Annotated in this window: 27 protein-coding genes; 14 read left to right on the top strand and 13 right to left on the bottom strand. The window is 71.3% G+C overall.

Going from position 1 to position 27,000, the window contains the following annotated elements:
- Positions 1 to 4: 4 nt before the first annotated feature.
- The 3 genes from rutD to rutF are packed head-to-tail and all read left to right on the top strand — an operon-like array spanning position 5 to position 1,952.
- Positions 5 to 811 (top strand): pyrimidine utilization protein D, encoded by an 807-nt coding sequence (gene rutD / locus BM109_RS28355; RefSeq protein ID WP_093350377.1) that lies wholly within the window; start codon positions 5 to 7, stop codon positions 809 to 811.
- Positions 808 to 1,404: a malonic semialdehyde reductase gene (locus tag BM109_RS28350; RefSeq protein WP_093350373.1), complete on the top strand. Its 597-nt coding sequence runs from the start codon at positions 808 to 810 to the stop codon at positions 1,402 to 1,404. Before rutD ends, BM109_RS28350 begins: the two co-directional genes overlap by 4 nt.
- A gap of 23 nt (positions 1,405 to 1,427) precedes the next feature.
- Entirely contained in the window at positions 1,428 to 1,952 is a 525-nt protein-coding gene (gene rutF / locus BM109_RS28345; RefSeq protein ID WP_256222830.1) for an NADH-dependent FMN reductase RutF, read from the top strand.
- 10 nt (positions 1,953 to 1,962) lie between these two features.
- On the opposite strand, the gene rutR is transcribed toward rutF, so the two are convergent.
- Positions 1,963 to 2,658 carry an HTH-type transcriptional regulator RutR gene (rutR, locus tag BM109_RS28340; protein ID WP_093350367.1) on the bottom strand — a complete coding sequence of 232 codons (696 nt, stop codon included), beginning with the start codon at positions 2,656 to 2,658 and terminating at the stop codon, positions 1,963 to 1,965.
- Positions 2,659 to 2,864: 206 nt separating this feature from the next.
- Here rutR and BM109_RS28335 point away from each other — a divergent pair, with 206 nt between their 5' ends.
- From BM109_RS28335 to BM109_RS28305, 7 genes are all read left to right on the top strand, one after another.
- The gene (locus BM109_RS28335) at positions 2,865 to 3,866 is read left to right on the top strand and encodes an isopenicillin N synthase family dioxygenase (protein WP_093350926.1); all 1,002 of its coding nucleotides are present in this window, start codon (positions 2,865 to 2,867) and stop codon (positions 3,864 to 3,866) included.
- Positions 3,867 to 3,871: 5 nt separating this feature from the next.
- Positions 3,872 to 4,258: a VOC family protein gene (locus BM109_RS28330; RefSeq protein ID WP_093350364.1), complete on the top strand. Its 387-nt coding sequence runs from the start codon at positions 3,872 to 3,874 to the stop codon at positions 4,256 to 4,258.
- An 85-nt stretch (positions 4,259 to 4,343) separates the two neighbouring features.
- Positions 4,344 to 5,441 (top strand): BMP family ABC transporter substrate-binding protein, encoded by a 1,098-nt coding sequence (locus tag BM109_RS28325; RefSeq protein ID WP_093350361.1) that lies wholly within the window; start codon positions 4,344 to 4,346, stop codon positions 5,439 to 5,441.
- Positions 5,442 to 5,462: 21 nt separating this feature from the next.
- Positions 5,463 to 6,989 (top strand): ABC transporter ATP-binding protein, encoded by a 1,527-nt coding sequence (locus BM109_RS28320; RefSeq protein WP_093350358.1) that lies wholly within the window; start codon positions 5,463 to 5,465, stop codon positions 6,987 to 6,989.
- Positions 6,982 to 8,115, top strand: coding sequence for an ABC transporter permease (locus BM109_RS28315; RefSeq protein ID WP_093350355.1), 1,134 nt, complete (start codon positions 6,982 to 6,984; stop codon positions 8,113 to 8,115). Before BM109_RS28320 ends, BM109_RS28315 begins: the two co-directional genes overlap by 8 nt.
- The gene (locus tag BM109_RS28310) at positions 8,112 to 9,044 is read left to right on the top strand and encodes an ABC transporter permease (RefSeq protein ID WP_093350352.1); all 933 of its coding nucleotides are present in this window, start codon (positions 8,112 to 8,114) and stop codon (positions 9,042 to 9,044) included. The genes BM109_RS28315 and BM109_RS28310 overlap by 4 nt, the downstream gene beginning before the upstream one ends.
- A gap of 2 nt (positions 9,045 to 9,046) precedes the next feature.
- Positions 9,047 to 9,721: a cysteine hydrolase family protein gene (locus tag BM109_RS28305; protein ID WP_093350923.1), complete on the top strand. Its 675-nt coding sequence runs from the start codon at positions 9,047 to 9,049 to the stop codon at positions 9,719 to 9,721.
- A 4-nt stretch (positions 9,722 to 9,725) separates the two neighbouring features.
- On the opposite strand, the gene BM109_RS28300 is transcribed toward BM109_RS28305, so the two are convergent.
- Positions 9,726 to 10,499, bottom strand: a complete 774-nt coding sequence (locus BM109_RS28300; RefSeq protein ID WP_093350349.1) for a hypothetical protein — start codon at positions 10,497 to 10,499, stop codon at positions 9,726 to 9,728.
- A 47-nt stretch (positions 10,500 to 10,546) separates the two neighbouring features.
- Here BM109_RS28300 and BM109_RS28295 point away from each other — a divergent pair, with 47 nt between their 5' ends.
- Genes BM109_RS28295 through BM109_RS28285 form a run of 3 tightly spaced genes read left to right on the top strand, consistent with a single transcriptional unit; the run spans position 10,547 to position 12,609 of the window.
- Positions 10,547 to 11,146, top strand: a complete 600-nt coding sequence (locus BM109_RS28295) for a LemA family protein (protein WP_371268851.1) — start codon at positions 10,547 to 10,549, stop codon at positions 11,144 to 11,146.
- A 15-nt stretch (positions 11,147 to 11,161) separates the two neighbouring features.
- The gene (locus tag BM109_RS28290) at positions 11,162 to 12,088 is read left to right on the top strand and encodes a TPM domain-containing protein (RefSeq protein ID WP_093350346.1); all 927 of its coding nucleotides are present in this window, start codon (positions 11,162 to 11,164) and stop codon (positions 12,086 to 12,088) included.
- A gap of 2 nt (positions 12,089 to 12,090) precedes the next feature.
- Positions 12,091 to 12,609, top strand: a complete 519-nt coding sequence (locus BM109_RS28285) for a TPM domain-containing protein (protein WP_172705455.1) — start codon at positions 12,091 to 12,093, stop codon at positions 12,607 to 12,609.
- A gap of 9 nt (positions 12,610 to 12,618) precedes the next feature.
- On the opposite strand, the gene pdeM is transcribed toward BM109_RS28285, so the two are convergent.
- Positions 12,619 to 13,314 (bottom strand): ligase-associated DNA damage response endonuclease PdeM, encoded by a 696-nt coding sequence (gene pdeM, locus BM109_RS28280; protein ID WP_093350343.1) that lies wholly within the window; start codon positions 13,312 to 13,314, stop codon positions 12,619 to 12,621.
- A gap of 77 nt (positions 13,315 to 13,391) precedes the next feature.
- Between pdeM and trxC the strand changes: the two genes are divergently transcribed.
- Positions 13,392 to 13,841 (top strand): thioredoxin TrxC, encoded by a 450-nt coding sequence (gene trxC, locus BM109_RS28275; protein WP_057593964.1) that lies wholly within the window; start codon positions 13,392 to 13,394, stop codon positions 13,839 to 13,841.
- 4 nt (positions 13,842 to 13,845) lie between these two features.
- Here the strand turns inward: trxC and BM109_RS28270 are convergent, their stop codons facing one another.
- The 10 genes from BM109_RS28270 to BM109_RS28225 form a co-directional block, all read right to left on the bottom strand.
- The gene (locus BM109_RS28270) at positions 13,846 to 16,581 is read right to left on the bottom strand and encodes a ligase-associated DNA damage response DEXH box helicase (RefSeq protein WP_093350340.1); all 2,736 of its coding nucleotides are present in this window, start codon (positions 16,579 to 16,581) and stop codon (positions 13,846 to 13,848) included.
- Entirely contained in the window at positions 16,578 to 18,233 is a 1,656-nt protein-coding gene (locus tag BM109_RS28265) for an ATP-dependent DNA ligase (RefSeq protein ID WP_093350337.1), read from the bottom strand. Before BM109_RS28265 ends, BM109_RS28270 begins: the two co-directional genes overlap by 4 nt.
- Positions 18,230 to 19,276 carry a ligase-associated DNA damage response exonuclease gene (locus BM109_RS28260; protein WP_093350335.1) on the bottom strand — a complete coding sequence of 349 codons (1,047 nt, stop codon included), beginning with the start codon at positions 19,274 to 19,276 and terminating at the stop codon, positions 18,230 to 18,232. The genes BM109_RS28265 and BM109_RS28260 overlap by 4 nt, the downstream gene beginning before the upstream one ends.
- Before the next feature lie 98 nt (positions 19,277 to 19,374).
- Positions 19,375 to 19,920 (bottom strand): DUF3617 domain-containing protein, encoded by a 546-nt coding sequence (locus BM109_RS28255; protein ID WP_093350332.1) that lies wholly within the window; start codon positions 19,918 to 19,920, stop codon positions 19,375 to 19,377.
- A gap of 88 nt (positions 19,921 to 20,008) precedes the next feature.
- Positions 20,009 to 20,719, bottom strand: a complete 711-nt coding sequence (locus BM109_RS28250) for a phosphatase PAP2 family protein (protein ID WP_093350330.1) — start codon at positions 20,717 to 20,719, stop codon at positions 20,009 to 20,011.
- A gap of 49 nt (positions 20,720 to 20,768) precedes the next feature.
- Positions 20,769 to 21,932 carry a Gfo/Idh/MocA family protein gene (locus BM109_RS28245; protein ID WP_093350327.1) on the bottom strand — a complete coding sequence of 388 codons (1,164 nt, stop codon included), beginning with the start codon at positions 21,930 to 21,932 and terminating at the stop codon, positions 20,769 to 20,771.
- An 84-nt stretch (positions 21,933 to 22,016) separates the two neighbouring features.
- On the bottom strand, positions 22,017 to 22,979 hold the full coding sequence (locus tag BM109_RS28240) for a substrate-binding domain-containing protein (RefSeq protein ID WP_093350325.1): 963 nt from the start codon (positions 22,977 to 22,979) through the stop codon (positions 22,017 to 22,019).
- 67 nt (positions 22,980 to 23,046) lie between these two features.
- Positions 23,047 to 24,057, bottom strand: coding sequence for an ABC transporter permease (locus BM109_RS28235; RefSeq protein ID WP_093350323.1), 1,011 nt, complete (start codon positions 24,055 to 24,057; stop codon positions 23,047 to 23,049).
- A 23-nt stretch (positions 24,058 to 24,080) separates the two neighbouring features.
- Positions 24,081 to 25,598: a sugar ABC transporter ATP-binding protein gene (locus BM109_RS28230; protein WP_093350321.1), complete on the bottom strand. Its 1,518-nt coding sequence runs from the start codon at positions 25,596 to 25,598 to the stop codon at positions 24,081 to 24,083.
- A complete protein-coding gene (locus tag BM109_RS28225; protein WP_057593974.1) occupies positions 25,595 to 26,764 on the bottom strand; it encodes an ROK family protein in 1,170 nt (389 codons plus the stop codon). Before BM109_RS28225 ends, BM109_RS28230 begins: the two co-directional genes overlap by 4 nt.
- Positions 26,765 to 27,000 lie beyond the last annotated feature (236 nt).

Below are 27,000 nucleotides of genomic sequence, written 5' to 3'. Positions count from 1 at the left end.
CTCGATGAGCACCCTGCACTACGAGGTGCATGGCCCGTCCGATGCCGCGGCCACCGTGCTGCTGTCGTCGGGCCTCGGCGGCTCGGCCGGCTTCTGGCAGCCGCAGCTCGGCGCGCTGGTCGCCGCCGGCCACCGCGTCATCGCCTACGACCAGCGCGGCACCGGCCGCAGCCCCGCCGCGCTGCCCGAGGCCTATGCGATCGCCGACATGGCGCGCGACGTGCTCGAGATCCTCGATGCCACCCGCACCGCGCAGTGCCACTTCGCGGGCCATGCGCTCGGCGGCCTCGTGGGCCTGCAGCTCGCGCTCGACGCACCCGCGCGCATCGCGAGCCTGGTGCTCGTCAACGCGTGGGCCCGTCCCAATCCGCATTCGGCACGCTGCTTCGACGCACGGCTCGCGCTGCTCGGCGCCTGCGGCGCGCGCGCCTATGTCGAGGCGCAGCCGATCTTCCTGTACCCCGCCGCCTGGGCCGCCGAGCATGCGCAGCGCGTGGCCGATGAGGTCGACCATGCCTTCGCGCACTTTCCGGGCGAGGCCAACATGCGCGCGCGCATCGGCGCGCTGCGCGCCTTCGACATCGCCGCGCGCCTCGGCGAGATCGCCGCGCCCGCGCTGATCGCGGCCGCCAAGGACGACGTGCTCGTGCCCTGGACCTGCTCGCAGCACCTGGCCGACGGCCTGCGCGACGTCACGCTCGACTTCGTCGCGCACGGCGGCCATGCCCACAGCGTGACCGAGGCCGAGGCCTTCAACCGCGGCCTGCTCGATTTCCTCTCGCGGGTCGCCGCACCCGCCGCCATCGCATGACCACTTCCACTTCGCTCGACGACGCGGCGCTCGCGCTGCTCTTCACCGCCGCGCGCAGCCACAACGGCTGGACCGCCGAACCGGTGTCCGACGCGCAGCTGCGCCAGCTGCACGCGCTCGCCAGCCTCGGCCCGACCTCGGCCAACTGCTCGCCCGCGCGCTTCGTGTTCGTGCGTACGCCCGAGGGCAAGGCACGGCTCGCGCCCGCGCTCTCCAAGGGCAACCTCGAGAAGACGATGAGCGCGCCCGTCACCGTCATCGCCGCCTGGGACCGCAGGTTCTACGACCGGCTGCCCACGCTGTTCCCGCATGCCGATGCGCGCAGCTGGTTCACCGGCAGCCCCGAGGCCGCGCACGAGACGGCCTTTCGCAATGCCAGCCTGCAGGCCGGCTACCTGCTGCTGGCGGCGCGCGCGCTCGGGCTCGACGCGGGCCCGATGTCGGGCTTCGACAAGGCCAAGGTCGACGCCGCCTTCTTCGAGGGCAGCGACTGGACCGTCAACTTCCTCATCAACCTCGGCCACGGCGACGCGTCGAAGCTGTTCGGGCGCCTGCCGCGCCTGGGCTTCGACGAGGCCTGCGTGCTGGCCTGAAAGCACCCGGCATGCAACACGCCATGGCCTCCATTTCGACGCCCGCCGGGTTGCCGCCCGGCCTGCAGAAAAGCGACTATCGCAACGCGATGGCGCGACTGGGCGCGGCCGTCAACATCATCACCACCGACGGTCCCGCGGGCCGCGCCGGCTTCACGGCCTCGGCCGTCTGCAGCGTGACCGACGAGCCGCCGACCCTGCTCGTGTGCCTCAACCGCTCGGCCTCGGTGTACCCGGCCTTCAAGGCCAATGGCGTGCTGTGCGTGAACGTGCTCGCCGCGGGCCACCAGTCGCTGTCCGCGCTGTTCGGTGGTCGCACGCCGATGGACGAGCGCTTCGCCGCCGGTCGCTGGCGCCGCGACGCCACCGGCTCGCCGATGCTCGAGGACGCGGCCGTCTCCTTCGACTGCCGCGTGATGCACGCCACCAGCGCGGGCACGCACGACGTGCTGTTCTGCGAAGCCGTGGCCATCGCCATCGGCGGCGCGGCGCAGGGGTTGATCTACTTCGATCGGCGTTATCACGAGATCGCGGCGCCGCCGCACTGAAGCCGCGAACTCAACGCGGCTCGATGCCCTGCAGCACGATGCGCTGCACGTTCTCCACGGTGCGCTCGAAGAAGCCCTCGTCTTCCAGCGTGTGACCCGACAGCGCCTGCACCTGCACGCCGAAGTCGGCGTAGTGCTGCGTGATCGCCCACAGCGCGAAGATCAGGTGCGGCGGATCGACCGGCGCGAGCTTGCCGGCCTCGACCCAGGCGCGGATCACTTCGGATTTCTTCTCCACCAGCGTGCGCAGCTCGCGATCGAGCTCGTCGCGCAGCAGCGGCGCGCCCTGGATCATCTCGAGGCAGAACAGGCGCGAGGCATCGGGCCGGTCGCGCGAGATCACGAGCTTGCGGCGGATGTAGTCGCCGATCGCCTCGCGCGGATCCTGCTCGGCGCTGAAGCCGCGCAGCGGTTCGAGCCACAGCGCGAGCAGGTCGCGCAGCACGTTGACGTAGAGCTCCTCCTTGTTCGCGAAGTAGTAGAGCAGGTTGCTCTTCGACACGTCGGCGCGCGCGGCCACCTGGTCGATCGAGGTGCCGTGCAGCCCGAAGCGCGAGAACAGCCCGAGCGCCGCGCCCAGGATCGCGCTGCGCTTGTTCTCGATCTGGCGCAGCCGCCGGTTCACCGCCGACGCGCTGCGCACGGCGGGCTTGCGGCTCGGCTTCTCGCTGTGGCTGGCAGCGGCCAGCGCCTTGGTCTTCGGCATCTTCCCTTGCTCTTTCTGTCTTCGTCGGTCGTTGGTTCGGAACGCGCACCACTGTAAGGCCGCGTGCATCGCACTGCGCCGCGTCGGTGTCCGCTAGGGCCTCGCGGCGCACCATGCTGACGCGACGAAAGCGATTTGTCCATTTGGTCCAACTGGCACAGACGTTGCATGGCGAAAGGCATGCCAAGCCCATGGAGCCATTCGCCATGACCCTGCTGTCCGTTCCCATCATCGATCTCGCGCCGTACTTCGCCGGCACCGCCGAAGGCAAGGCCGAGGTCGCGCACAAAGTCGACGAAGCCTGCCGCAGCATCGGCTTCCTCGTGATCACCAACCACGGCATCGCGCCCGAGCTGATCGAACGCGTGGCCTCGCTGTCGCGGCGCTTCTTCGAGCTGCCCCTGGCCGAGAAGCGCAAGGTCGACCGCCCGCGCGAGGACGCGGTGCGCGGCTACAGCGCGGTCGGCGAGGAAGGCCTCTCTTACAGCCTCGAGGAAGCGGCACCGGGCGACCTCAAGGAGTCGTTCTCGATCGGCCCCTCGAACGTGCCCGACGACGACTACCACCGCGGTCCCGCGGCCGGTCCGCATTTCGAGCCCAACAGCTGGCCGCCGATCGAGGGCTTCCGCGAAGCCTACGAGGGCTACTTCGAGGCGATGAGCGATCTCTCGCGCTCGCTGATGCGCGTGTTCGCGCTCGGCCTCGCGCTGCCCGAGCGCTTCTTCGACGACAAGATCGACCGCCACATCAGCATGTTCCGCGTGCTGAGCTATCCGCCGCAGCGCGAGCAGCCGCTGCCGGGCCAGCTGCGCGCGGGCGCGCACAGCGACTACGGCAGCCTCACGATCGTGCTGCCCGACGACAAGGGCCTGCAGGTGTTCAACAAGGCCGGCCAGTGGGTCGACGTGCCGCAGGTCGAGGGCGGACTGGTCGTCAACATCGCCGACCTGATGATGCAGTGGACCAACGACCAGTGGGTGTCGACGCTGCACCGCGTGATCAACCCGCCCTTCGAGGTGGCGAGCACCAACCGCCGGCAGTCGCTGGTGTTCTTCCACCAGCCCAACTACGACGCGATGGTCGAGTGCCTGCCGAGCTGCCTCGCGCCCGGCGAACAGCCGAAGTACGCGCCGATCTCCTCGGGCGACCACCTGACCTCGAAGTTCGTCAAGCAGACGACCTTCGGCGGCACCAAGGTGACGGCGTAGAGAACATGGCCCACCTGTCCTACGTCAACGTCTTCGCGAAGGACGTGGTCGCGCTCAGCGGCTTCTACCAGCGCGTGTTCGGCTTCCCCGAGATCGAGGCGATCCGCTCGCCGATCTTCCGCGGCCTCGACACCGGCAAGTCGAGCCTGGGCTTCAACGCACTCGATGCCTACGAACTGCTGCAGCTCGCCGAGTTCTCCGACACGCGCGGCGTGAAGTTCCTGCTCAACATCGACGTCGACAGCCAGGACGAGGTCGACCGGATGGTGCCGATCGCGCTCGAAGCCGGCGCCACGCTCGTCAAGGCGCCCTATCGCACCTACTACGACTGGTACCAGTCGGTGCTGCTCGATCCCGAGGGCAACGTGTTCCGCATCAACTTCATGCTGTGACGCGAACGCGGCGTCCCCGCGCCTCTTCGCTTTCCTTCTTCCTTCCCCGCCCCCTTCCGCCATGCCTCTCTCGAAAGGTCGCTCCATGTCGCGCACTCCCGTTTCCTGCCTCGCCCTGGCCTTCGCGGCGGGCGCGGCGTCCCTCGCGGCGCTGCCCGCGGCCGCCGCCGACGGCTTCACGCTCAAGGACAAGCCCAAGATCGCGATGCTCTACTTCGGCCCCAAGAACGACGGCGGCTGGACCCAGGCCTTCGACGAGGCACGCGTGAAGATCGAGAAGGAACTCGGCCAGAAGATCCAGTTCGTCGAGAACGTGCCCGAGGACGCCTCGGCCATCAAGCCCGCGGCCGAGAAGTTCATCCAGCGCGGCGCCAACATCGTCATCGGCACGGCCTTCGGCTACTCCGACAGCTTCAAGGACCTGGCCGCCAAGTACCCCGACGTCGCCTTCCTCAACGGCTCGGGCACCACCAACGGCCGCAACCTCGAATCCTTCTACGGCCGCACCTACGAGAGCCAGTACCTGTGCGGCATGGCCGCAGGTGCGGCCTCCAGGAGCGGCAAGCTGGGCTTCGTCGCGGCCAACCCCTTCGGCGTGGTGAACTGGACCATCAACGCCTTCGCGCTCGGCGCGCAGAAGATGAACCCCAACGCCACCGTCAACGTGATCTACACCGGCGCGTGGAACGACCCCGTGAAGGAACGCGCCGCCGCCGCCGCGCTGATCGACCAGGGCGCCGACGTGATCGGCCAGCACGTCGACAGCCCCACGCCGCAGATCGTCGCGCAGGAGCGTGGCGTCTACGGCACCGGCCACCATCGCGACCTGCGCCAGTTCGCGCCCAAGGCCACGCTGTGCTCCTCGGTCTGGGTGTGGGACCGCTTCCTGACGCCCGAGCTCAAGAAGATCATGGCCGGCAACTGGAAGCCCGCCGAGTACGGCGCCTTCATTTCGATGAAGGACGGCGGCACCGACATCGCGGGCTTCGGCCCGGCCGTGCCCAAGGACAAGGCCGCGCTGATCACCGCCGAGCGCGACGCGCTCATGAAGGGCAAGCAGATCTACGCCGGCCCGCTGGCCGACCGCGACGGCAAGGAGCGCGTGGCCAAGGGCGCCGTGCTGTCCGATGCCGACCTCTGGAAGATGGACTGGTTCGTCAAGGGCGTGGTCACACAGAAGTAGGCCGCGAGGAGTTCCGCCCCCATGCCCAACGCGCTCGAACTCACCGGCATCCGCAAATCCTTCGACGGCTTCGCGGCGCTGACCGACGCGCACTTCGCCGCGCGCTGGGGCGAGGTGCATGCGCTGCTCGGCGAGAACGGCGCGGGCAAGTCCTCGCTGATGAACATCGCGGCCGGCCTCTACGCGCCCGAGGCGGGCCAGTTGCTGGTCGACGACAACGCGGTGCGCTTCGCCGGCCCGCGCGATGCGGCGCGCCAGCGCATCGGCATGGTCCACCAGCATTTCAAGCTGGTGCGGCCCTTCACCGTGGCGCAGAACATCCTGCTGACCGCCCCGCCTTCGGCCGAGTTCCGAAGCCATGGCGAGCGGCTGCGCGACATCGCGCGCGACATCCGCAACAAGGCCTCGGCGCTGGGCTTCGACATCGACCCGATGCGCCGCGTCGACACGCTCTCGATCGCCGAGCAGCAACGCGTGGAGATCCTCAAGGTACTGCTCGCGGGCGCGCGCATCCTGATCCTCGACGAGCCCACCGCCGTGCTGACCGACCAGGAGGCCGCGCGGCTGCTGCAGACCGTGCAGGGGCTCGCGCGTGGCGGCGCCGCGGTGGTGCTGGTCACGCACAAGATGGCCGACGTGAAGACCTATGCCGACCGCGTGACCGTCATGCGCGGCGGCCGCACCGTGGCCACGCTGCGCCCGCAGGATGCATCGGTCGCCGAGCTCGTGAAGCTCACGGTGGGCGAGGCGGTCGCGGCCTCGGCTTTCCGGCCCGCGCCCTCGGCACGCGGCGCGGTGCGCCTGTCGGTGCGCGGCCTGCGCACCACCGCCTCGCCCGAGGGACGCCGCGTGCTCGACGGCGTCGACCTCGTGCTGCACGCGGGCGAGATCTACGGCCTGGCCGGCGTCGGCGGCAACGGCCAGGGCGAGCTGGCCGGCGCGATCCTCGGCCTGCCGGGCGAAGCCGTCGAGGGCGAGATCCGGCTCGAGGGCCATGGCGACCTGAAGGCGATGGCCGCCGCGGCGCGCCGCGGGCTCGGCATCGCGGCGATCCCGGCCGACCGCTACGGGCTCGCGCTCGCGGGCGGGCTGTCGGTGGCCGAGAACTACGCCATCGGCCGCGTGCACACGGGCCGCTACGGCCCGGTGTGGCGGCTGCGGCGCGGCCGCATCCAGGCCGACACGCAGGAAGCGGTGCGCGCCTTCGACGTGCAGGGCGTGCGCTCGGTGGCGCAGAAGGCCGCGCTGCTGTCGGGCGGCAATGCGCAGAAGCTGGTGCTGGCGCGCGAGTTCGGCAAGTCGCCCACGCTGGTGCTCGCGCACAGCCCGAGCCGCGGGCTCGACGTGCGCGCCAGCGCCGAGGTGCATGCGCGGCTGCGCGCCACACGCGACGGCGGCGCCGCGGTGCTGCTGATCAGCGAGGACCTCGACGAGGTGCTGCAGCTGGCCGACCGCGTGGGCGTGATGACGCGCGGGCGCATCGCGGGCGAGTTCGCGCAGCCGGCCGACCGCCAGGCCATCGGGCAGGCGATGGTGGACCATGGCTGAAGCCGCGCTCGCCCCCGACACCGCGCGCGGCACGGCACCGCATCGCGTGCAGCCGCTGGCACGCCGCCGCTACGCGCTCGAGATCCGCCAGCACATGGCCTGGCGCTGGCAGGCGCTGATCCTCGCGGCTGCGCTGGCCGCGGGCTTCGCGATCTCGGCCGCGATCCTCGTGGCCGCGGGCGTGCCGGCCGACGAGCTCGCCAACGAGTTCGTGACCCAGACCTTCCTCGACGGCCAGAACTTCCGCGCCGTGCTGTTCCAGGCCGCGCCGATGATCCTGGTCGGCCTCGCGGGCTCGCTGGCCTTTCGCGCGCGCTTCTGGAACCTCGGGCTCGAGGGCCAGATGATCTGGGGCGCCATCGGTGCGACCGCCGTCTCGATCTGGCAGCTCGGCCCCGAGCCGCTGCGCCTGCCGCTGATGTTCGCGGCCGCCATCGGCTGCGGCCTGCTGTGGGTGCTCGGGCCCGCGTGGCTCAAGCTCAGGCTGGGCGTGAACGAGATCATCTCGACGCTGATGCTCAACTACATGGCGGCCAACTTCCTGCTGCACCTGGTCTACGGCGCCTGGAAGGATCCGAAGGACAGCTTCCCCTACTCGCCGCAGTTCCGCGCCTTCGAGCGGCTGCCCGAGCTCGGGGCCGGCATCGGCAGCGCGATCCTGCTCGCGGGCATCGTCGCGCTGCTGGCCTGGTGGCTGGTGGGTGTGAGCCGCGCGGGCCTGTACCTGCGCTTCGTCGATGCCAACCCGCGCGTGGCGCATGCCAACGGCGTACCGGTGCGGCGCACGATCTACGGCGCGGTGCTGCTGTCGGGCGCGATGGCCGGGCTCGCGGGCTTCGCGGTCGCCGCGGGCCAGGAGGGCCGGCTCACGCAGGCCTTCTACCAGGGCTACGGCTTCTCGGGCATCCTGATCGCCTTCCTCGCGCGCAACAACCCGCTCGCGGCCACGGTGGTGGCGCTGCTGGTGGCGGCGCTGTTCGTCACCGGGCGCAGCCTGCAGGTGTTCTACCAGGTGCCGTTCTCGATGGTGCAGCTGATCCAGGCCATCATCGTGGTGTGCGTCGCCTCGAGCGACTTCTTCATCCGCCACCGGCTGCGCCGCGTCGGCACGGAGGCCGCGCCATGAACGGCGGCGTGATCCTCAACTGGCTCGCGAGCACGCCCGACTTCGCGGTGCCCTATGCGCTGGCCGCGCTCGGCCTGATCCTCAGCGAACGCGCGGGCGTGCTCTCGCTCGGCGCCGAGGGGTTGATGCTGGTGGGCGCGCTGGCCGGCATCGGCGCGCAGATCGCGATCGGGCAGCCCGCGGTGTCGCTGGCGCTCGCGATGCTGGCGGCGGCCACGGTGTCGGTGCTGTTCGCGGTCATGGTGATCTGGCTGCGCGTGAACCAGGTGATCGCGGGGCTGGCGCTGGTGTTCTTCTGCCAGGGCCTGACGGCGCTGGTCGGCAGCCTGGCCGGGTGGACCAACCATGCCACCGAGGGCATCGGCGCGATGGGGCTGTGGCCGCTGTCGCTGCTGCCGGGCGTGGGCCGGCTGTTCGAGCAGAACGCGATGGTGTGGCTCACGCTGCCGCTGTTCGGTGCGGTGGCCTGGTTCTTCGCGCGCACCGCCACCGGCCTGCGGCTGCGCGCCGTGGGCGAGAACCCACAGGCGGCCGACGCGGCCGGCATCCGCGTGCCGGCCTGGCGCTTCGCGGCGGTGCTCGCGGGCTCGGCGCTGGTGGGCCTGGCGGGCGCCTACATCTCGGTGGTCAGCACCAAGCTGTGGATCGCGGGCATGACCGGCGGGCGTGGCTGGATCGCGGTGGGCCTGGTGATCTTCGCGCGCTGGTCGCCGTGGAAGGCGCTGGTGGGCGCGCTGCTGTTCGGCTGCATCGAGGCGCTGATCCCGCAACTGGCCGCGGCCGGCGTTCGGCTGCCGCAGTACTTCGTGATGATGACGCCGTACGCGGTGACGCTCGGCGTGATGGTCTGGGTGGCGCTGTCGCGGCGCGGCGCCGACGAGGAGCCCGGCGCCCTCGGCCAGGCCTATGTGCGGGAGGAAAGAAGATGACGCTGAAGGCCTGGGTCTACGACGAGCCGCGCGAGCTCGAGGCGGCGCGCTTCGCCGACTACCTCGATCCGAGGACCACCGCGGTGGTCTCGATCGACATGCACCGCGGCCACCTCGACGACGATCCCGCCTGCCCGTGCCCGGCGCCGCGCGCCCGCGAGGTGGTGGCGCCGATCGACGGCTTCCACGACGAAGCGCGCGCGCTCGGCGTGCGCATCGTGCACGTGAAGTCGGTGCTGCGGCCCGACGGCAGCGACGACCTGCGCGGCATTCCGGCCGCCTGGCGGCGCACCTTCCCGCTGCACGTGGGCGAGATCCCGAACGCCGACGCGCATGCCCTCGAGGGCTCGAAGTGGACCGAGTGGGTCACGCGCGTGGAACCCGGCGACCTGCGCGTGGACAGCAAGCGGCGCCTCTCGGCCTTCTATCCCACCGACCTCGACTTCCTGCTGCGCAACCAGCGCATCGAGACCGTCGTGCTCGACGGCGGCTTCACCGACTGCTGCGTGCTCAACACCGCCTTCGACGCCAACAACCACAACTACCGCGTGATCGTGCTGCGCGACCTGGTGCGCGGCACCGACACGCGGCTCGAGAGCGCGGCGCTCGCGATGGTCTCGCTGCACCTCGGGCTGGTGATGGAATCGCGGGAGCTGCTGCGCCAGTGGCGCGGCTGAGCGGCTACGCGTCGGCCGGCGCGCCGAGCCACTCGCGCGCCACCGCCTGCATCGCCCCGGGTTGCGCCGCGCGCCACACCACCTCGGGCGCCGCGATGTGCACGCCCGGCGGCGCGATGCGCAGCGCGAGGTCGACCAACTCGGCCAGCTTCGACGGCCGCACCGGCTGCTCGCTGCTGGGCACCATGTAGCTCAGCGTTCCGAGCATCCAGGCCGCCAGCCGCTCGGGGCGGCTCGCGCGCTGCGCCGCGGCCGGCTTGCGCGCCGAGCGCAGGATCAGCAGGCGCTCGAAGCCGCAGGCCACCACGGCCTGCTCGTCGAGGTTCGCGAGGCCGCGCTTGAGCGCCTCGGGCAACCGGCCCTGGTCGTGCGGCTGCACGATTGCGAGGGTCTGCACGCCGCAGGCACGCAGCCAGCGCGCGAGCGCCGGCAGTTGCGCGGGGTCGGGCAGCCACAGCGCGCGCTCGCGGCCGTGGTACAGGCGCGGCGCGTCGAAGGCCACGATCGCGGCCCGGGCCGAGGTCGGCGGCCACTGCTCGATGGGCAGCGACGGGCACAGGCAGGACTCGACGCCGGGCAGCCCGTCGTGCATGGGCTCGCTCACGAGCACGCGCACATGCGCATGGCGGTGGCTGCCCGCGAGCCGGTGCAGCAGGTCCTGCCCCAGCGCGCCGGTGGCGCCGGCAATGAGCAGCGTGCCGAAGGCGGCGGAGGCGTCGGGGATGGGCACCGCCGGGCGGTTCGCGCCGCGCAGGGCTTGGAGCGGATCGAGGGACATAGGGGCACCTATGCTAACTTCGGCCCCATTCTGTGGAGGTAATGCAAATGATGATGAAGCGCTGGCTCCTGATCCTCGCGGCGGTCCTGTCCCTCAGCGGATGCGGCTACAACCAGTTCCAGTCGCTCGACGAGGCCAGCAAGTCGGCCTGGAGCGAGGTGCTCAACCAGTACCAGCGGCGCGCCGACCTGGTGCCCAACATCGTCGCCACCGTGAAGGGCGAAGCGGCCTTCGAGCAGGACACGCTGACCAAGGTGATCGAGGCGCGTGCCAAGGCGACCTCGATCCAGGTCACGCCCGAGACGCTCAACAACCCCGAGGCCTTCAACAAGTTCCAGCAGGCGCAGGGCGAGCTCTCCTCGGCGCTGTCGCGGCTGATGGTGGTGTCGGAGCGCTACCCCGACCTCAAGGCCAACCAGTCGTTCCGCGACCTGCGCGTGACGCTCGAGGGCACCGAGAACCGCATCACCGTGGCGCGCAACCGCTACATCGAGAGCGTGCAGGAGTACAACGTGCTCGCGCGCAGCTTCCCCACCAACCTCACGGCCAAGGTCTTCGGCTACGCGCCCAAGCCGAACTTCTCGGTGCAGAACGAGGCCCAGATCTCGGTGCCGCCGACGGTCGACTTCGGCGCGCCGAAGAAGTAAGGCAAAGCTGCGCCGATGGCCGCAGCCCTGATCCGCCGCCTGCTGGCCGCGCTGCTCGCCGTAGCGCTCGGCTGGGCCGCGCTGCCGGCCTTCGCGCAGGCCCCGCTGCCGGTGCCCGCGCTCACGGCGCGCGTGATCGACCAGACCGGCACGCTCGACGCCGCGCAACGCGCCGGCCTCGAGACCAAGCTCGCCGCCTTCGAGCAGCGCAAGGGCTCTCAGATCGCGGTGCTGATGGTGCCGACCACGCAGCCCGAGGACATCGAGAGCTACACCCAGCGCGTGGGCGATGCCTGGAAGATCGGCCGCAAGGGCGTGGGCGACGGCCTGCTCGTGATCGTCGCCAAGGACGACCGCCGGATGCGCATCGCCCCCGCCAAGGCGCTCGAGGGCGCGGTGCCCGATCTCGCGGCGGCGCGCATCGTCGACGAGGAGATGAAGCCGCGCTTTCGCAACGGCGACTTCGCGGGCGGCATCAACGCGGCGGTCGACCGGCTGATCGGCCTGGTCGACGGCGAGCCGCTGCCCGAGCCCGCGCGCGACGGCGGCAATGGCGGCAGCCAGGGCTTCGACTGGGAGAACCTCGCGATCTTCCTGTTCGTGGGCGTCTTCATCGGCGCGCCGATCGTGCGCGCGATCCTCGGCAAGACCCTGGGCTCGGTGGTCATGGGCGGCGGCATCGGCGTGGTCGCGTTCTTCCTCACCACCAGCCTCGTGATCGCGGTGCTCGCGGGCATGGTCGCGCTCGTGGTCTCGCTGGCCTCGGGCCTCGCACGCTTCGGCGGTGGGGGCTGGATCAGCGGGGGTGGCGGCGGTGGCTGGAGCGGCGGCGGAGGTGGCGGCTGGGGCGGCGGTGGTGGCCGCAGCGGCGGCGGAGGCGGCGGCTTCAGCTCGGGTGGCGGCGGCAATTTCGGCGGCGGCGGCGCCTCGGGAGACTGGTGAGCATGGCAACCCTCTTCTCCAAACTCGGCCGCATGTGGCGCCATCGCTGGATCGACGAGGCCGCGGTGCGCCGCGTGCTGCCGGCCGACGCGCTCGCGCGGCTGGCCGCGCGCGTGGGCGCGAGCGAGCGGCGCCACAGCGGCGAGATCCGCATCTGCATCGAGGCCGGCCTGCCGATGTCCTACCTGCGCCGCGAGGCGCCGGCGCGGCAGCGCGCGGTCACGCTGTTCGGCAAGCTGCGCGTGTGGGACACCGAGCACAACAACGGCGTGCTGATCTACCTGCTCTTGGCCGAGCACGCGATCGAGATCGTGGCCGACCGCGGCATCGATGCGCGGGTGAGCGACGACGACTGGCGCGCGATGGCACAGCGCATGGGCGCGGCCTTTCGCGAGGGCCGCTTCGAGGACGGGCTCACGCAGGCGCTCGAGGAGATGTCGGCGCTGCTGGTCGAGCACTTCCCGCTGCGCGACGACGAACCCGACCGCAACGAGCTGCCCGACGAACCCGTGGTGCTCTGAGCCGCTTGCTCAATCGGCCGCGGGCAGCGCCCACACGGCCGATCCGCCCACCGCATAGAAGCGCCGCCCCGGCACCGACTCCATCGTCCAGCCGCCCGTGAACTCGCCGAAGGCGGGCAGCACGGCCTGCCCTCGCCCTTGTCCTTCCTCGTGCACGAAGCACGGCAGCCGCACGCTGTCGCGCCCCGGCCCATGCAGCCGGCGCGCCGGATGCAGATGGCCCGCGAGCACGAAGTGCGTGGGATGCGCCTGCGGATGGTGGCAGCAGGCGAAGGGGCCGAGCAGCCAGGGCTCGTCGACCACCTCGATGCGAAGCGCGGGCGGCGGATCGCCCGCGCGGCTGTCGTGGTTGCCGCGCACCAGCGTCATCGCGAGCGCCGCATGCTTCTCGCGCCATTCCCGCACCACGGGCAGCACGGCGCGCGCGGGCGCCGCATGCAGGAAGTCGCCGAGGAACACCAGCCGCCGCGGCGCATGGCGCGCGATCAGCAGATCGAGCCGCGCGAGGTTCTCGAGCGTGGTGCCGCCCGGCACCGGCAGGCCCAGCGCGCGGAAGGTGGCAGCCTTGCCCAGGTGCAGGTCGGCGACGAACAGCGCCTGCCCGGCCGGCCACCAGAGCGCGCGCTCGGGCAGCAGCTGCACCGCTTCGCCCGCCCATTGGAGCGGCAGCGGCGTCGAAGTGGAAGAAGACGGAAGGGAACTCATTGGCGGCCAGTGTCGCAAAAGCGCCGTGCGACCGCGTCCGACTTGCAATTCGCCCGCCCTGCCCCTAGCTTTGCCGGATGACCGAATCGCCCACGCTGCACATCGTCTGCCCGCACTGCCACACCACCAACCGGGTGCGCGAGGCCCAACTGGCCAGCGCGCCCGACTGCGGCAACTGCCACAAGCCGCTGTTCGGCGCCCACTCGGCCGCGCTGCCCGACGTGGCGAGCTTCGACCGCCACATCGCGCGCAACGAGATCCCGGTGCTGGTCGACTTCTGGGCCCCGTGGTGCGGCCCGTGCCGCCAGATGGCGCCGGCCTACGAGCAGGCCGCGGCGCAGCTCGAGCCGCGCGTGCGCGTCGCCAAGGTCGACACCGAGGCCGTGCCCGCGCTGGCCGCGCGCTTCAACATCCGCAGCATCCCGACCCTGGCGCTGTTCAAGGGCGGCCGCGAGGTCGCGCGCCAGGCCGGCGCGATGGGCGCGGCCGACATCGTGCGCTGGGCCAGGGCCCACGGCGCCGGCTGAAGCGTCAAGGGCGCCGCCGGCGTTCGCGTCGCGGCGCCGGCGGCCGGGCGGCGCCCTCCTGCCCGAAGGCCAGCGTGCTGCGCACCCGCTCCGCACCGCCCGCGGTCACGGCACCGCCGGCCGCCTTCTCGAGCTGCTCGACCATGCGCGCGATGCGGTCGGCCACGTTCTCGTTCGACAGCTTCTCGCGGAACAGCTCGACCATCAGCGGAAACGAGAACGGCGTCGGCCGTTCGAGCACGCGCAGCACCAGTTGCTGCGTGCCCATGCGCGCGAGGCTGGCGGCGAGGCGGCCGATCTCGAGCTCCTGCGACAGCAGCTCGCGCTCGGCCTGCGCGAGCAGCGCGTTGTCGGGGTCGTACTTGCGGAACACCTCCCAGAACAGCGAGGACGAGGCCTGCAGCTGCCGGCTGCTGCGCTTCTCACCGGGATAGCCCTGGAAGATCAGCCCCGACACGCGCGCGATCTCGCGAAAGCGCCGCTGCGCGAGCTCGCCCGCGTTGAGCGAGGCCAGCACCTCGTGCAGCAGCGCCTCGTGCGCCTGCGCCGCGTCGCCCGCCGGCATGCCGAGCACCTCGGGCAGCCGCGCGGGCCAGTCGACCTCGCTCGCGCTCAGCAGCTCGAAGCCGTAGTCGTTGACCGCGATCGAGAAGGTGCGCGCCTCGTGCTGCGCCACGCGCCAGGCCAGCAGGCTCGCGAGCCCCAGGTGCACGTGGCGGCCCGCGAAGGGATAGAGGAACAGGTGCCAGCCCTCGCGCGTCTTCAGCGTCTCGGCCAGCAGCGTTCGCGGCGTGGGCAATGCCGACCACCGCTGCTGCAGTTCGAGCAGCGGCCGCACGCAGCGCAGCTCGGGCGACTCCCACCGGCCCTGGTCGGCCAGCGCGAGCTGCTGCACCACCGCGTCGGCCAGCGTGTTCGACAGCGGCATGCGCCCGCCATTCCAGCGCGGCACCGCGGGCCGCTGGCCGCTGGCGCGCCGCACCCAGGCCGTCATGTCGTGGATGCGCACCAGCTCGAGCAGCCGGCCGCCGAACAGGAAGCAGTCGCCGGGCTTCATGCGCGCGACGAAGCCCTCCTCCACGCTGCCGATCCTCGCGCCGCCGAGGTACTGCACCGCCATGCTCGCGTCGCTCACGATGGTGCCGATGTTCATGCGGTGGCGCCGCGCGAGCCGCGCATCGGGCACGCGCCACACGCCTTGCTCATCGGGCACCACGCGCTTGTAGTCGGGATAGGCCGCGAGCGAGGCGCCGCCCTGCGCGACGAAGTCCAGGCACCAGGCCCAGTGCGCGCGCGTGAGGCCGGCATAGGCGGCCGTGCCGCGCACCTCCTCGTAGAGCTCGTCGGGCACGAAGCCGCCGCCGAGCGCCACGGTCACGAGGTGCTGCACCAGCACGTCGAGCGGCTGGTCGGGCGAATGGCGGGCCTCGATGTGGCCCTCGGCGATCGCGGCACGCGCCGCCGCGCCCTCGACCATCTCGATGCTGTGCGTGGGCACCAGCGTGATGCGCGAGGGTCGGCCCGGCGCATGGCCCGAACGGCCCGCGCGCTGCAGCAGCCGCGCCACGCCCTTGGGCGAGCCGATCTGCAGCACGCGCTCCACCGGCAGGAAGTCGACGCCGAGGTCCAGGCTCGAGGTGCAGACCACGGCCTTGAGCTCGCCGCTCTTCAGGCCCAGCTCGACCCACTCGCGCACCTCGCGGTCGAGCGAGCCGTGGTGCAGCGCGATGGTGCCGGCCCATTCGGGCCGCGCCTCGAGCATCGCCTGGTACCAGATCTCCGACTGCGAGCGCGTGTTGGTGAAGACCAGCGTGGTGCTGCTGGCCGCGATCTCCTCGAGCACCTGCGGCAGCATCGTGAGGCCCAGGTGGCCGCCCCAGGGAAAGCGCTCGGCGCGGCCCGGCAGCAGCGAATCGATGACCAGCTTCTTCGGCACCTGGCCCTGCACCAGCACGCCGTCGTCGTGGCCCAGCAGCGCATGCATCGCCTCGTGCAGGTTGCCGAGCGTGGCCGACATGCCCCAGACCGCGAGCCCCGCGTTCCAGCGCCGCAGCCGCGCGAGCGCGAGCTGCACCTGCACGCCGCGCTTGTTGCCGAGCAGCTCGTGCCACTCGTCGACCACCACCATCTTGACGGCGCCCAGCACCTCGCTGGCATCGGCGCGCGCGAGCAGCAGCGACAGGCTCTCGGGCGTGGTGACCAGCACCGTGGGCAGGCGCGTGTTCTGCGCGCTGCGCTCGGCCGAGGAGGTGTCGCCGCTGCGCGCGCCCGCGCTCCAGGGCTGCACGCCGGCACCGAGCGCCTCCAGCGGCTGCTGGAGCGCGCGCAGGGTGTCGGCCGCGAGCGCGCGCATCGGCGTGAGCCACAGCACGGTGAGCGGCGGTGCCGGTGCCGGCCGCGCGCCGTCCTTGCGCGGGCGCGCCGCCTGCGCATGGGCCAGCAGCGCGCCGAGCCACACGGCATAGGTCTTGCCCGCGCCGGTGGTCGCATGCAGCAGGCCCGAGCGACCCTGCGCCACGGCCTTCCAGACCTCGCGCTGGAACTTGAAGGGCTTCCAGCCGCGCGCGGCGAACCAGGCGTCGAGCGCCGCCTTGACTTTGCTCCTTCCCCCTCTGGGGGAAGGTCGGGATGGGGGCTCGCGCCCTTCGACACGCGGCTGACGCTGGATGCGCCGCGTGCCCCCACCCCGGCCCTCCCCCAAAGGGGGAGGGAGAGATTCGGGATCGGTCGGGTCACTCATCCGGGCAGCAGCGCGGCCAGCGTCTGCAGCGTGTCGGCCTCTTGCACCGGCTTGTCCTCGCGCCAGCGCAGCATGCGCGGAAAGCGCACCGCGATGCCGCTCTTGTGGCGCGCGCTGCGCGCGATGCCCTCGAAGCCCAGCTCGAACACCAGCGTGGGCTTGACGCTCTTCACCGGCCCGAAGCTCTCGATGGTGGTCTTGCGGATGACCGCGTCGACGCGCGCCATCTCGGCATCGGTGAGGCCCGAGTAGGCCTTGGCGAAGGGCACGAGCTTGCGCTCAGCCTGTTCGGGCGGGCCGTCCCACACGGCGAAGGTATAGTCGCTGTAGAGGCTGGCGCGGCGGCCATGGCCGCGCTGCGCATAGACCAGCACCGCGTCGATGCTCAGCGGATCGATCTTCCACTTCCACCACACGCCCACGTCCTTGGTGCGGCCCACGCCGTACTGCGCGCTGCGGCGCTTGAGCATCATCCCTTCGACGCCCATGCTGCGCGCCGCCTCGCGCTGGCGCGCGAGATCGGCCCAGTCGGCGCCGACGAGCATCGGACTCGGCAGCAGCAGCGGATGCGCGAGGCGCGCGACCAGCTCGTCGAGCAGCGCGCGGCGCTCGGCCTGCGGCAGCGCGCGCAGGTCGCGGCCCTCCCACTCGAGCAGGTCGTAGGCCAGCAGCACCACCGGGATCTCGCGCAGCAGCTTCGCGCCCAGCGTCTTGCGGCCGATGCGCTTCTGCAGCTCGGCGAAGGGCTGCACCCGGCCGTCGCGCCACACGGCGATCTCGCCGTCGACCACCGTGCCGTCGGGCAGCGCCTCGCCGAGCGCCGCGAGCTCGGGGAAGCGCTCGGTCACCAGTTCCTCGCCGCGCGACCACAGCCACACCACGCCCGCGCGCTTCACGAGCTGCGCGCGGATGCCGTCCCACTTCCACTCGACGATCCAGTCCGAGGGCGGCCCGAGCGCCGCGTCGAACTGCTCGAGCGGCAGGTTGAACGGGTGCGCGAGGAAGAAGGGATAGGGCTGCCCGCTGGTCTTCTGGACCTGCTCGGCATCGGACTCGGGCGCGATCAGCGTGCCGTAGTCGCCGGCCCGCGGCCGCGCGCCGATGTGGGTGTAGCCCATGAGCCGCTGCGCGACGCGCTTGGCATCGATGCCACCGACCGCCGCGAGCGCCTGCGTGACCTGCAGCTTCGACACGCCGACGCGGAAGGCGCCGGTGATGAGCTTGAAGTAGACCAGCCGCTCCTCGGCCGCGAGCCGGCGCCACTGCGCGCGCAGCCTGTCGGCCAGTTCCTCGGGCGCGGCCTTCGCTGCCTCGCGCAGCGGCAAGAGGTACTGCTCGACCCAGGCCGCGAGCCCGAGCTCGTGCGCCTCGCTCGGCGGTGGCAGCAGCAGCGCGATGGTCTCGGCGAGGTCGCCGACGGCCTCGTAGCTCTCGTCGAACAGCCACTCGGGCAGGCCCGCGGCCTCCTGCGCGAGCAGGCGCAGCAGCTTGGTCGGCACCAGCTGGCGCGGCTTGCCGCCCGCGAGGAAGTAGACGGCCCAGGCGGCATCGGCCGGATCGGCCGCGCGCAGGTAGCGCTGCAATGCGGCCTGCTTGGCGAGGCTCGAGGTGCTGGCATCGAGCTCGCGGTAGAGCGCGGCGAAGTCCTTCATGCCGGCGCCGCCTCCCCGGCGGGCGGCGGCGCTTCCTGGTCGTCCTCGTCGCCGTACTCGGTCTTGAAGCCCTGCGCGTCGAGCCCGTTCTCCGACAGCCAGCGCACCATCACCTGCACGCTGCCATGGGTGACGAACACGCGCTCGGCGCCCGTGCCTGCGATCGCCTGCTGCAGCCCGGGCCAGTCCGCATGGTCCGACATCACGAAGCCGCGATCGACGCCGCGCCGGCGCCGCGTGCCGCGCAGCTGCATCCAGCCGCTCGCGAAAGCATCGGCATAGGTACCGAAGCGCTTCATCCACGGCGTGCCCTGCGCCGAGGGCGGCGCCAGCACCAGCGCGCGCTTCAGCAGCGCCGCGTCGACGCCGGGATCGGTGACGCGCAAGGTGGCCGGCAGCGCCACGCCTGCCGCGCGGTAGACGGCATTGAGCGGCTCGACCGCGCCGTGCACGACGATCGGACCGATCGAGGCGTCGACGCCATGCAGGATGCGCTGCGCCTTGCCGAAGGCATAGCAGAACAGCACCGAGGCGCGGCCGGCCTCGGCATTGGCGCGCCACCAGGCGTCGATCTCCGCGATGAGCTGCGCCTGCGAGGGCCAGCGGTAGATCGGCAGGCCGAAGGTGGACTCGGTGATGAAGGTGTCGCAGGGCACCGGCTCGAAGGGCGCGCAGGTGCCGTCGGGCTCGGTCTTGTAGTCGCCCGAGGCGACCCAGACGCGGCCGCCATGTTCGAGCCGCACCTGCGCCGAGCCGAGCACGTGGCCGGCCGGATGCAGCGACACGCGCACGCCGCGGTGCTCGATCGCCTCGCCGTAGGGCAGCGTCTGCAGCGGGATGTCGGCGCCCAGGCGCGCGCGCAAGATGCCGGCGCTGTCGGTGTGGGCGAGGTAGTGGCCGTGGCCGGTGCGCGCATGGTCCGAATGCGCGTGCGTGATGACGGCGCGCGCGACCGGCCGCCAGGGGTCGATGTAGAAATCGCCCGGCGGGCAGTACAGGCCCTCGGGGCGTGCGACGACGAGATCTTCTTCCTGCGCGGGCATGGCATGCCATCGTAGGCGCTCGCGGCCCGTGGCGCCTCGGCCCGGATGCCGCGAGGCGCCGTGGGCCGGCGCCTACCCGGCGCGCCTGTCCCGGGTGCTCAGGGTTGCTTGCCGCGGCGCGCGGCCGTCATCTCGAGCACGTTCATCTTCATGCCGTTGGCCATTACCATGTCGCCGGGCTTCTGGCCGGCCTTGCAGGGGCCGACCCATTTCGCCTCGACGACGGCCATGCCTTCGCTGCGGCCCATCAGCGGCGGGCTGTAGGTCGACTTGCTTTCCACGCGGTAGGCCGAGCCGAAGTCACCGCTCATCACGGCGCGCGAGGTGGCGGTGGTGCTGCCGATCTTGCAGACCGAGTCGATCACCAGCTTGCCGCCCTCGGCGCGCAGGTCCTGCTTCGAGCACAGGCTGCGGCCCATGCCCTGGCCCATCTCGCGCAGGGCCTTGTCGGTGGCCGCGTCGATGCACTGCTGCATGGTGTGGCTGCCCTCCTTCGCGCCGCTGCCGTCGTCGCTGCGCATCTCCCACAGGCCGGGCTTGCGCGCGGGATAGTCGATCGCCACCGCGGGCCCGGCGAGCACGGTGCAGGGCAGCACCGCGGCGAAGGCGGCGAGGAAGGCCAGGACGAGGGGAAGGGTCTTCATGGGGCGGCTCCGGGCGCGGCGTGTCGAAGGCTCGACGATGCCTCGGTTTGTACAGGGCGCCCCCGCGGCGCGGAATACCGCGATCGGTCTACGCCGCGCGGCCGGCCCCGGCGATGTCACGCGCCCCGCTCGCCGCCGCGCGCACGCGCGTGGCCAGCCCGAACACCACGCCCAGCACGAAGCCGCCGCCCACGTCGATCAGCACGTGCTGGCGCACCGCCATGGTCGAGTAGACGATGCCCGCGGCCCACGCGAGGTTGAGGCCGCGCAGCCAGGCGGGCGCGCCCACGCTGCGCAGCTGGCGCGCGAGCACCACGCAGGCGAACACCGAGAACGACACATGCAGCGAGGGAAAGGCATTGCCCGCCGAGTCCTTGGTCTTGAGGAAGTGCAGCGTGGTGCCGGGACTGGTGTCGATGGTGAAGTTGGGAATCGCCGTCGGCAGGCACCAGAACACGATGAGCGCGATGCTCGTCATCAGCGCGCAGGCCAGCGAGAACGCCGTGAGCTCGCGCCGGTCGCGCGAGAACAGCACCGGCAGCGCGATGTAGAGCCACAGCGACAGGTACACCGGCAGCAGCGCGGGCCAGAAGGCGACGAGCCGGTCGATCGGCGTGAGCGGCAGCACCCAGGCCTCGCCCGAATGCCGCATGACCCAGAAGTACAGCGGGAAGAAGCCGATGGTGGCGAGGGTGTTGCCGATCAGCTTGAGCGGCAGCAGCGCGAGTGCGCGGCGGCCCAGGGCGCGGGCCCAGGGCGTTGGCGTGGCGACGGGCTTGGAGTCGGGAAAGGAGGTCATGGGCGCCGGAGGCGATGCGCGCGGGCCCCGCGGGTGCGGGGCCGCGGCATCACCAGGGCGTCCACTTTAAATCGCTGCGCGCCGAGACCACCGTGCGTTCGATGAAGCGCACGCCGCGCGCCCCATCCGCCACGCGCGGATAGTCGGCCTCGAGCGGATCGGCGCGCCGGCCTTCGAGGCGCGCGCGGATGTCGGCGGCGACGCCCGCGTAGACGTTGGCGAAGGCCTCGATGAAGCCCTCGGGATGGCCCGCGGGCAGGCGGCTCGCGCGGCGCGCCGATTCGTGCAGCCAGGGGGCGCCGCGCGTGAGCACGCGCAGCGGCCCGTCGTGCGGCAGGTGCAGCAGCCGGCTCGGCTGCTCCTGGTGCCACTCGAGCGTGCCCAGGGTGCCCGCGATGCGCACGCGCAGGTCGTTCTCGAGGCCGGTGCTGATCTGCGAGGCGATGAGCACGCCGCGCGCGCCGCCCTGGTAGCGCAGCAGCAGGCTGCCGTCGTCGTCGAGCTGGCGGCCGGCCACGTGCGCCGTGAGGTCGGCGCACAGGCTCTCGATCTCGAGGCCGGTCAGCGTGGCGACGAGGTTCTCGGCATGCGAGCCGATGTCGCCGATGGCACCGGCCGCGCCGCTGCGCGCGGGGTCGGTGCGCCAGTCGGCCTGCTTGTTGCCAGTGCCCTCGAGCTGGCTCGCGAGCCAGCCCTGGTTGTATTCCACGACCACCTTGCGCAGCGTGCCGAGCTCGCCCGCGCGGATCATCGCGCGGGCCTGCCGCACCATGGGGTAGCCGGTGTAGTTGTAGGTGACGCCGAAGACCGTGCCCTGTGCCGCCACGCTGGCGACCAGTGCATCGGCCTGCTCGCGCGTGTGGACCAGCGGCTTGTCGCACACCACGTGGAAGCCGGCCTCGACGAAGGCCCGCGCCACCGGGTAGTGCACGTGGTTGGGCGTGACGATCGAGACGAAGTCGATGCGCTCGCCGGCGGGCCGCTTCAGTTCATCGGCCAGCAGGGCCTGCCAGTCGCCATGGTTGCGCGCGTCGGCCAGGCCGAGGTCGGCGCCCGAGGCACGCGCCTTGGCGGGATCGGAGGACAGCGCGCCGGCCACGAGCTCGATCTGGGCGTCGAGCGCGATGGCCTTGCGGTGCACGCCGCCGATGAAGGCATCGCGGCCGCCGCCGACCATGGCGTAGCGCAGCTTGCGATGGGGGGTGTCGGTCATCCAACTCCTTGAGGTTCCAGAGACGGGGTTCCCCCTCCCCGCGGGGAGAGGGAGCGAAGCGATCGGCCGGCCGGCCGATCCCGTTCAGAACGGCGAGTTCGGGTGGTAGAAGTCCTTGGCGTTGTCCTTGGTGATCAGCACCGACGGGATGATCGTGGTCGCGGGCAGCTTCTCGCCCTTCAGGCGCGCCTCGGCCGTGAGCTTGATGGCGTCGTAGATGAACTTGGGCGAGTAGCTCACGTCGGCCGTGATGCGCTTGTCCTTGCCGTCCATGATGGTCTTGACCATGCCCTTGGCGCCGGCGCCGCCGAACACGATCTTGATGTCGTCGCGCTTGGCTTGTTCGATCGCCTTGAGCACGCCCACGGCCATGTCGTCGTCGGCGGCCCAGATGGCGTCGATCTGCTTGAAGCGCGTGAGGTAGTCCTGCGTGACCTTGAAGGCGTCGTCGCGGTTCCAGTTGGCGTACTTGGCGTCGAGCAGCTTCACGTCGGGGCTGTTCTTGAGCACCGCGTTGAAGGCGTCCATGCGCTCGTTGTCGAGCGTGGTCGCGATGCCGCGCAATGCCACCACGTTGCCCTTGCCGCCGAGTTGCTTGACGATGTACTCGGCCGGGATGCGGCCGAAGGCGGTGTTGTCGCCGGCCACGTAGGCGTCCTGCGCGCTGGTGTCGGTCAGGCCGCGGTCGACCACGGTGACGTAGGCGCCCTTGGCCTTGACCTGCGCGACCGGCTTGGTCAGCGCGGCCGATTCGAACGGGAACACGACCAGCGCGTTGATCTTGGTGACCGTCGACAGGTCCTGCAGCTGGTTGGCCTGCTCGGGTGCGTTGGCGGCGGTCTTGATCGTGATCTTCAGGTCCTTGTGTTCCTTCTCGAGATCCTTCTTCGCCTGGTTGGCCCAGTAGTTGATGCCGCCCATGAAGCTGTGGGTGGCGGCGGGGATCGAAACGCCGAGGTTGACCTTGTCCGCGGCGAGCGCAGGCAGGCTGGCGAATGCCGCGGCGGCCACGGCCGTGAGCGCGATGCGTCGGGTGAAACGGGTCATGCTGATGTCTCCTCTTGGTGGATGGAACGGAACGGGAAGGAACCGGGTGTGGCCACGCCCAACGGCGTCATCGCTTTCCTCGCTGGAGGAAGGCCACGATGATGATCACGAAGCCCTGCACCGCGGCATTCAGGTACACGCTGATGATGCTGGTGAGGTTCAGGATGTTGCTGATGACCGAGAGCAGGATCGCGCCCACCACGGTGCCGGTGATGCTGCCCGCGCCGCCCTTGAGCGCGGTGCCGCCGACGATCACCGCGGCGATCGCCTCGAGCTCCCACAGCAGGCCCGTGGTCGGCGAGGCCGAGCCCAGGCGCGGCACGTACAGCAGCGTGGCGATGCCCACGCACACGCCGAGCAGCACGTAGGTCAGGATCTTCACGCGGTCGACGTCGACCGCGGCGTAGCGCGCCACCTGCTCGTTGGAGCCGATGGCCTGCACGTAGCGGCCGTAGGCGGTGCGGTTGAGGATCACGCCGCCGACGATGGCCACGATGACGAACACCCACACCGGCACCGGGATGCCCGCCAGGCTCGCGTAGTAGACCGGCGCGTAGAGGTCCGACAGCTCGTTGTCGAGCGTGAGCGCGCCGCCGTCGGCGAAGTAGGTGAGGTAGGCGCGGAAGATGCCCAGCGTGCCCAGCGTGACGATGAAGGGCTCGATGCGGCCCTTGGTGATGAGCAGGCCGTGCGCGAGGCCGAACAGCGCGCCCAGCACCACCGCGAGCACGGCGCCGAGCATCACCGCCATCAGCGGCGAGCCGGTGGCCGGGCCGGCCCAGTTGATGAACATGATCACGCTGCCCCCGATCAGCGCGGCCATCGAGCCCACCGACAGGTCGATGCCGCCCGAGATGATCACGAAGCACATGCCGACCGCGATGATGCCGATGAAGGCGGTGCGCGTGAGCACGTTCATCGCGTTGTCGACGGTGGCGAAGTCGCCGTTGAGCAGGGTGCCGGCGATGCACAGCAGCACCAGGCCGATGACGGGGCCGAGGCCGTGCAGGTGCTCGGTCCAGCGCGCCTTGGGCTGGGCGCGGTGGGTGTCGGCGGTGGGTTCGGGGCTGTTGTTCATGGGGGCCGGGTGTGGGTCGTGGCTCAGTGCGCGCCGGTGGCGTGGGCGATGAGCGCTTCTTCGCTCAGGTGGTCGGCGTCGAGCGTGGCGACCAGCCGGCCCGCGCGCATCACCGCGACGCGGTGGCACAGGCCGATCAGCTCCATGAGCTCGGACGAGATGACGATCACGGCCAGGCCCTCGCGCGCCAGGCGCTGGACCAGGAAGTAGATGTCGCGCTTGGCGCCGACGTCGACGCCGCGCGTGGGCTCGTCGAGCACCACCACGCGCGGGCGCGGCTGCAGCACCTTGGCGAGCGCGAGCTTCTGCTGGTTGCCGCCCGACAGCGACGAGGCCCTGACCTCGAGCGAGCCGGCGCGGATGCCGTAGTCCTTGACCGCCTCGGCCAGCGCGCCGCGCTCGGCCTCGGGCTTGAGCCAGGGCGTGGCGTAGCGCTCGAGCGCCATCAGCGTGAGGTTCTGGCGCAGGCCGAAGTGCACGTGCAGGCCCTTGCCCTTGCGGTCCTCGCTCAGGTAGGTGAGGCCGTGTTTCGCGGCATCGCGCGGGCTGCGCCAGCCCTTGCCGTGGGGCACCGCGCGCCCGAGCATCTCGACGCTGCCGGCCGCGGGCCGCAGGCCCAGCAGGCCTTCGAACAGCTCGGTGCGGCCGGCGCCGACCAGGCCCGCGAAGCCGAGGATCTCGCCGGGGCGCACCTCGAAGCTCGCGTCCTGCGCCCAGCCGGGCACGCTGAAGCCCTGCACGCGCATCGCGGGCGCCTGCGCGGTGGACACCGGGTCGCGCGGCGGATAGAGGTCGGCCAGCTCGCGGCCCACCATCAGGTTGGCCATCTGCTGGCGCGTGACCTCGGCCGTGGGCGAGCGCGCGACGAAGCGGCCATCGCGCATCACGATCACCTCGTCGGTCACGCGCTCGACCTCGTCGAGCTTGTGCGAGATGTAGACGATGGTCACGCCGTCGGCGCGCAGCTGCGCGATCAGCTTGAACAGGCGCTCGGTCTCGCCGGGCGTGAGCGTGGCGGTGGGCTCGTCCATCACCAGGAGGCGCGCGCGGCGCGCGATGGCCTTGGCGATCTCCACCAGCTGCTTCTCGGCCACGATGAGCCGGCGCACCTTGGTGCGCGGATCGGCCTGCAGGCCGACGGCCGCCAGCGCGGCGGCGGCCTCGCGCTCCATCGCGACGTCGTCGAGGAACAGGCCCTTCTTCTTCTCGTGGCCGAGGAAGATGTTCTGCGCGATGCTCAGGTCCTCGGCGAGGTTGAACTCCTGGTGGATCAGCACGATGCCCAGCGCCTCGGCATCGCGCGAGCCGGCGAACTGCTGCGGCTGGCCGTTGATGCGCAGCGCGCCGCCCGTGAGGCCCTCGTAGCCCGAGAGGATCTTCATCAGCGTGGACTTGCCCGCGCCGTTCTCGCCGAGCAGGCCGTAGACCTTGCCGGGCGCGAGCGCGAAGCTCACGCCGTGCAGCACCTGCACCGGGCCGAAGGATTTCCGCACGTCGTCGAATTCGACCGCGACGCTGGCTTTGTTCTGCGTTTCGCTCATGGCGCGATCCCCCTCGCCTTGAGGCTCTGCTGCATCGCGAGCACGCCGGCGCCGATCAGGCCGCCCTGCGCGGCCAGCGGCGTGTACTGGATCTCGAGGTGGCGCGTCGACAGCGCGAGCGAGCGCTGGTAGACGCTTTGCCGCACCGCCGCGAGGAACAGCGGGCCGATGCGCGTGATGCCGCCGCCGATGAACACATGCGACGGATTGAAGAAGTTGACGACCGAAGCCAGCATCTGGCCGATGAGGTTGCCCGCGCGCTGCACGATGGCATTGGCCGCGGGATCGCCGGCACGGCTGGCCTGGCCCACGTCGAGGGCCTCGATGCGGCCCTGGCTGCGCAGCACCTCGGCCAGCACGGCGCTCTCGCCGGCCTCGGCCGCCTGCACCGCCATGCGCGTGATCGCGGGGCCGGCCGCCATCGCCTCCACGCAGCCCAGGTTGCCGCAGTGGCAGCGCGGCCCTTCCTGGTCGACGCAGATGTGGCCCACGTCGCCGGCTGAACCGGCGGCGCCGCGGTAGACCTCGCCGTGGCAGACGATGCCGCAGCCGATGCCGGTGCCGATCTTGATGACGAGGAAGTTCGAGAGCGAGCGCTTGAGGCGCCAGAGTTCGCCGAGGGCCATCAGGTTGACGTCGTTGTCGACGAACACCGGCGCGGCATAGTCCTCGCGCAGGTAGTCGCGGATCGAGAAGCTGTCCCAGGCCGGCATCAGCGGCGGATTGACGAGCTGGCCGATCTCGAAGTTCACCGGCCCGGGCACGCCGATGCCGATGCCGAACACGTCGCGCGCCGTGCGGCCGCAACGGCCCAGCAGCTCGCGCATCAGCGCGCGCACGCGCGCCAGCACGACCGCGGGGCCGTCGCGCACGTCGGCCGCTTCCTCGTGCTGCGCGAGCACCGTGAGGTCGGGCTGCAGCACGGCGACGCCGAGGCTGGTGGCGCCGATGTCGACGCCCACGAGCACGCCGAGGTCGGCATGGAGCTGGAGGTTTTCGGGGCGGCGTCCGCCCGAGGAACGCTGCAGGCCGGCTTCGGCCAAGAGGCCCTGCTCGAGCAGCCCTGCGATCAGCGCGTTGGCCTTGCTCTTGGAGAAGCCGAGTTCCTCGGCCATGGCATGGCGCGAACCGCCGGCCGACCAGAAGGTGGTCTCCAGCAAACGCATTTCGTCCGCAGTGATGCCGCTCCAGGGTGCCACGCGCGCTTGTCTCCGGTTCTTTGTGGTGACCCGGCGGCATCGAGGCCGGCGGGCGAAGGCGAATACTAGGAGCAGGTCTTCAGCCAGACAAGGCTGAACTTCGACCATATTCAGATCGAAGATGGCTGAATTCGGCCTTGAGGACCAGGCCTCGCGCCGAGCCGGGACGAAAAAAAGCCGCCTCGGTGGGCGGCCTTCGGAAG

Origin of the sequence: Variovorax sp. PDC80, assembly GCF_900115375.1 — a bacterium.
Lineage (GTDB): Bacteria > Pseudomonadota > Gammaproteobacteria > Burkholderiales > Burkholderiaceae_C > Variovorax.
Note: the sequence above shows the minus strand (reverse complement) of the source record. Positions and strands in the feature narration are given on the sequence as shown.